Origin of the sequence: Paenibacillus forsythiae T98 (assembly GCF_000520735.1) — a bacterium.
GTDB lineage: Bacteria > Bacillota > Bacilli > Paenibacillales > Paenibacillaceae > Paenibacillus_AQ > Paenibacillus_AQ forsythiae.
The window spans coordinates 1-4,803 of record NZ_ASSC01000601.1 but is presented as its reverse complement, the minus strand read 5'-3'; the positions used below and the strand labels follow the sequence as shown (position 1 = coordinate 4,803).

At 55.6% G+C, this 4,803-nt stretch carries 4 protein-coding genes; 1 reads left to right on the top strand and 3 read right to left on the bottom strand.

Translation table 11 applies throughout. The features are described from left to right. Both L692_RS0118770 and L692_RS0118765 read right to left on the bottom strand, forming a co-directional pair. On the bottom strand, positions 1 to 1,207 hold a 1,207-nt coding region (locus L692_RS0118770; protein ID WP_025701614.1), incomplete at its 3' end, for an ATP-binding protein. An 8-nt stretch (positions 1,208 to 1,215) separates the two neighbouring features. Continuing rightward, a complete protein-coding gene (locus L692_RS0118765; protein ID WP_025701613.1) occupies positions 1,216 to 3,165 on the bottom strand; it encodes a TerB N-terminal domain-containing protein in 1,950 nt (649 codons plus the stop codon). A gap of 102 nt (positions 3,166 to 3,267) precedes the next feature. Here L692_RS0118765 and L692_RS0118760 point away from each other — a divergent pair, with 102 nt between their 5' ends. Next, positions 3,268 to 4,536, top strand: coding sequence for a hypothetical protein (locus L692_RS0118760; protein WP_025701612.1), 1,269 nt, complete (start codon positions 3,268 to 3,270; stop codon positions 4,534 to 4,536). 2 nt (positions 4,537 to 4,538) lie between these two features. On the opposite strand, the gene L692_RS29395 is transcribed toward L692_RS0118760, so the two are convergent. After that, positions 4,539 to 4,803, bottom strand: a 265-nt coding sequence (locus tag L692_RS29395) for an MFS transporter (protein ID WP_036724461.1), incomplete at its 5' end; no start/stop codon positions are given.

The following is a 4,803-nucleotide window of genomic DNA, read 5'->3' as shown; positions in this document are numbered from 1 at the left end:
GCGTATGCAAGAGATCCATAAAATCGCGCACCAGCTCGCGGGGCGTCAGCAGTTCATCCGCTCCCAGCCTAGATGATGCCTCCTCCATAAAGTGCACAAGCTCATCGTCGGTCAAGACCGGCTCATAGCCGTAATGCAGCGCATGGATATCCCGCAGCCTTTGCAGCAGAACGAGAATTTCTTCGGCGGACAGCATGTCGAGCGGAATGATCGGCCCCGAAAAAATGCCCGGAGCGGCGAAGCCGTACCGTCCCGCTGCAAGTCTGGACCGCAGCGCCTCGTAGCTGAACAGACCCCGGCGGTGATCCTCGACAAATTGCGGCGTTCCGCCGAGAAATATCCCCAGATGCTCCGCCTTGCCCTGCATCGTATCGTTGAACATGGTCAGCAGCTTCTCGTAATTACTCTGTCTGGATACGCTGTTCGTAATTTTATACAAATTGACGCCTTCATCAATGAACAGCAGCAGCCCCTTGTACCCGATGGCGGCGGAAAATTCCGCCCACAGCTTCATATAATCGTACCAATTGTCGTCATCGATGATGACGCCGACGCCCAGCGCCTTGCGGGATTCCGTGCGTGTGGCGAACTCGCCGCGAAGCCAGCGCAGCGCGTCCTGCTTCAGATCCTCGTCTCCCAGCTTATGGCCGTTCCAGTACGCCGCCAGCACTTTGGCGAAGTCGAAGCCGTGCACAAGACTGCGCATTTCCGAAGCGACCGCATAAATCTCCTTCTCGACCTCGGCGGCAAAAGAGGGATTCCGGGGGTCCATCCCCTGTTCCCGCATAACCTTCTGTTGCAAGGTGGAGATCCATTTCTGCAGCACGGCTTCCAGCGCTCCGCCGTCCGGGCGGGTGCGGGTGGACAAGTGGCTCATAAGCTCCTTGTAGGTGGCCAGGCCCTGCCCTTTGGTGCCGACCAGCCTGCGCTCGGGCGACAGGTCCGCATCGGCAACCGCGAAACCGCGGTCCATCGCGTAGTTGCGGATCATCTGCAGCAGAAAGCTTTTGCCGCTGCCGTATTTGCCCGTAATGAGCTTGAAGGCAGCGCCTCCTTCGGCAATATTGTCAAGGTCGCGCAGAATCGATTCGATCTCCGCGCGGCGGCCGACGGCGACATGCTCCAGTCCGATGCGCGGGACAACGCCTGCCGTGAGGGAATTGACCAGCGCCGTTGTCATTCTTTTCGGTATTTTAAGTTCATTCATGCCAAGTCTCACCTCTTCAAGTAATGCAGCATGGATGCATATTCAGGCGAGAGCTGTTCGCCGTCGATTAGCAGGTCGCCAAGCAGATCCATTGCGATTTCGTTGATTTCGTCAATCAGCAGGTCAGGCAGCGCTCCGTGGGCGGCGGCCAGCCTGTGCAGCGCGCCAGGACCCTCCGGTCCGGAGAGCGCCAGCACAGCTTCACGCTGCAAGGGACTGAGCGTATCGGCCAGAGCCTCCCACTCATTTCCCGCTGCTGCTCCCGACATTTGCGGTTTATCGGAGGCTGGCTGGAGTTCATCTATGGCTCCGCTTCCTTTGGGTTTAACCGCACCTGCCTCACTTGCGGCACCTCTGTCCGATGGCTGAAGCTCCCCTGCCGGCTTCCGCTCTTCCCGAATCATTGTCTCATAGCCAGCAGAGTTCACGGCTGTTCCGGGTTCATTCCCTTGTTCCTTGCCCTCCCAAGGGCCAAGCTCCGGCTCTTCCACCGTCAGCAGCTGGCGGACAACGTCCGAATCGCTGCGCAGCTGCTCCAGTCTGTCCTTGTCTATGACAATATCCGGCCCCCTGTCTTCCCGTTCCGCCTTGCGGAATTCCCGTTCAAGGAATTTGCCGACAAGCTCCTCGATGTCCTTATCCATTTGAATCCCCTTCAGGCGGCCCCGAAAGTCCATCAGCGCCCGAAGCTTGTTCTCCGTCAGCCGGAACAGCCGGGTAATCAGGCTCCGCAGCGGAGGCGATTTGCTGATGCGGACGACAGGAACGAGAACGGAATAACCGTACAGGGAAATATCATAGACGGCGCTGCGGAATAAATAGCGCTCTCTTGTCACCGGGGGGCCCGGGAGGAACATTTCAAGCAGGGACGCGCCGTGCTTGCGCTTGACATAAGCGTTGACCAGAGCGACAACCTGCGGAACAAAGCGTTCCAGCGCTTCATTTCCGGGACCCGCATAGAATTTCGACTTGGTTATATCATAGTCCGACAACAGGAACAATGCGGGCAAAGTCAGCTGCTCCGGAACCGAGGCAAGGCAGCGCATCAGCTCCAGCTCCGCCAGATCACCGCCCAGCCCCTTGGCCCGGAGGACAATATAGCGCAGCGAAATATCCAGCTCATGGACAAAGGAGAAATCCGCGATCCAGCCTCCGAGATAGTGATCCAGACGTTTGAAGGCGCCCCGGTAAGCTTCCCATAATCCGCATAGCTGCTCATACCCGTGTTGCGGCGTCTCCCAGCCGACACCGTTGATCAGCTCGTACACATGCAGGAATATATAAGACAGATCCGTTTCGGGATAACGCCCCTGACGCACTTCATTCCGCCAGTAAAAGTACCATTTCGTCTGCGGACCGGTCATGTGCCCGTAGGTTGGCCAGTAACTCTTGAACTTGACAAATTCCGCCGACGTCTCGGCATAATCGGCCAGCTCTCTCGCATGCTCTACGAACTGGCTTTCCGTCGTGGTGGGCCGGGGGGCGGAGGCCTGCTCGATATCTGTTACGGGTCCGGCTGACGGGTACATCTTCCGTTCCATTGCAGACCGGCTCGTTTGGGGCGATATCTCCCCGCCTTCCTCATCATGCTTCTTTCGGGACTCAGACAGCGACGCGGTCTGCTTCCGCCCCTCAGCTGACAACACAGTATCGTCTCTATGAGGAACGCTCGCGCCCGCATGTCCCTTTCGCTGTTCTTTCCTGCCGCCGGGAAGCTCCAAATCCCACAGCTTCAGCTGCTCCGGCTTTTCGGGCACGTTCCGGCTCGCCGTCAACCTGCGTTTCCTGTCCGCTTCTGCCGCCCGTTTCGCCTCCTCCGCCCGAACCGCTTCGCGCGGCGGAACCGCCATATTTTGTTCATCGCCTTCCCAGATCAGCTCCGAGAAATGCGGCTTATTGTCATAGCTCATCGATCCATCCCGCTCCATTGCGGCAGCCCAGCTTCGGGAACCGCCCATTTTGTTCCTCCCATTATAGCATGAAGGTCATATGATATGCCTCCTACCATGGGAACGTTTATTCGGATTATACTAAGCTCAGATGAAAAAGGAGCGATGATGATGGCGGAACAACTGAAAAACCTGATCCTTGCTTATAAAGCAGACCCTGAATCCGTATATAACACCTGGTTTATCAATAATGAAGAACGATTGAAAGCTTTTCGCACAATTAAATCCGGTGTAGGCCAAACAGTCGAATCGATTGAACGCGGCGTATTCGGCAGCGACTTCAAAGGCTCTCCTCTTGAAGCGGTAGTTACGGCGATTGCCGAGCAGAAACAGGTATTCGACGGTGCGGCTCATGCCTTTTACTGGAAGCCCAAGCTGAGAATTCCCGATATATATGAACATGAAGATAACAAGCGGTCCTTTGGCCTTTTTTTGAGGCAGTGCGCGACCGCCACACAGGAGAGACAAATTCTGCAAGAGATTGTCAGGCTGGATCAGTTGAAAATAAAAGGACTGGGACCGGCAACGGCTAATATTTTGTACTTCCTGCATCCGACACTGTTTCCCCCATTCAATACAAGCATTGTCCGGGGGTTTAACCAAATAAGCGGCAGCAAGCTGAAGCTGGGCTCTTGGCCCGCTTATCTGGTAATGAGAGACCGGATGCTAGAGTGGAATTTTCATCACAGAGATTCGTTATCCAAGGATTTGGGAGCGCTCGCCGGACTGTTGTTCGAGATCGGAAGCGCTCGTTTGATTCCGGAGACGGCTCTCGAATCGGGGATTGACCATTCAGCCGCCGTTTCGGCGGACCGCATCAAATCGTTTGAAAAACGGCGACGGGAAATCGCGGAGGACATTAATGAATCGGAGGAGCACAGCGAGATGCAGCATGCGCTAGCCCAGCTTGGACGGTCTCTGGGTTACCGTGTCTGGATTGCGCAGAACGATCACCGGCGAATTTGGAAAAATACATGTCTAGGCGAATTCTCCGATCCGGCATTGGAGCTTCCGGGAATTGATAAGCCTGTGCGGGACACCATTGCGCTTATTGACGTACTTTGGTTGAATGCTGCGGGTGATATCGTATGCGCCTTTGAGGTCGAGAAGAGCACTTCCATTTATTCGGGAATACTGCGGCTTCAGGATCTATCCCTGGCTCTCTCCGCACACGACACCCACTTATACTTAATCGCTCCCGGCAAAAGAGAAAAGGAAATCAAAGCCCAGTTGTCCCGTCCTGTCTTCCGTCAAAAGCAATTCCGCAATATCTCGTATATTTTATTTGACGAACTGCGGCAGAACTGCGAAGCGATGTGCCGATTCGGCAGCGATGCCTCAGTTCTTGAAAAAATATGCAAACAAGCGGATTTTACATAAAATCACAGCAGATCCACCCCCTTCGTTTCCCTGCCCAGGAACAGCACCGCTGCGGCGCCTGCGATAATCGTGGCGAAGAACAGCAGGAAAATGGATGAGATCCCGGCGGACTGCTTGACGAGCACACCGACAAGCAGCGGAGCGATAATGCCGCCGATCCGGCCAAAAGACGCAGCAAGACCGACTCCCGTTGAACGGACAGACGTAGGATACAGCTCCGGCGTGTAAGCGTACATTCCGCCCCAGGCTCCGAGATTGAAGAACGAC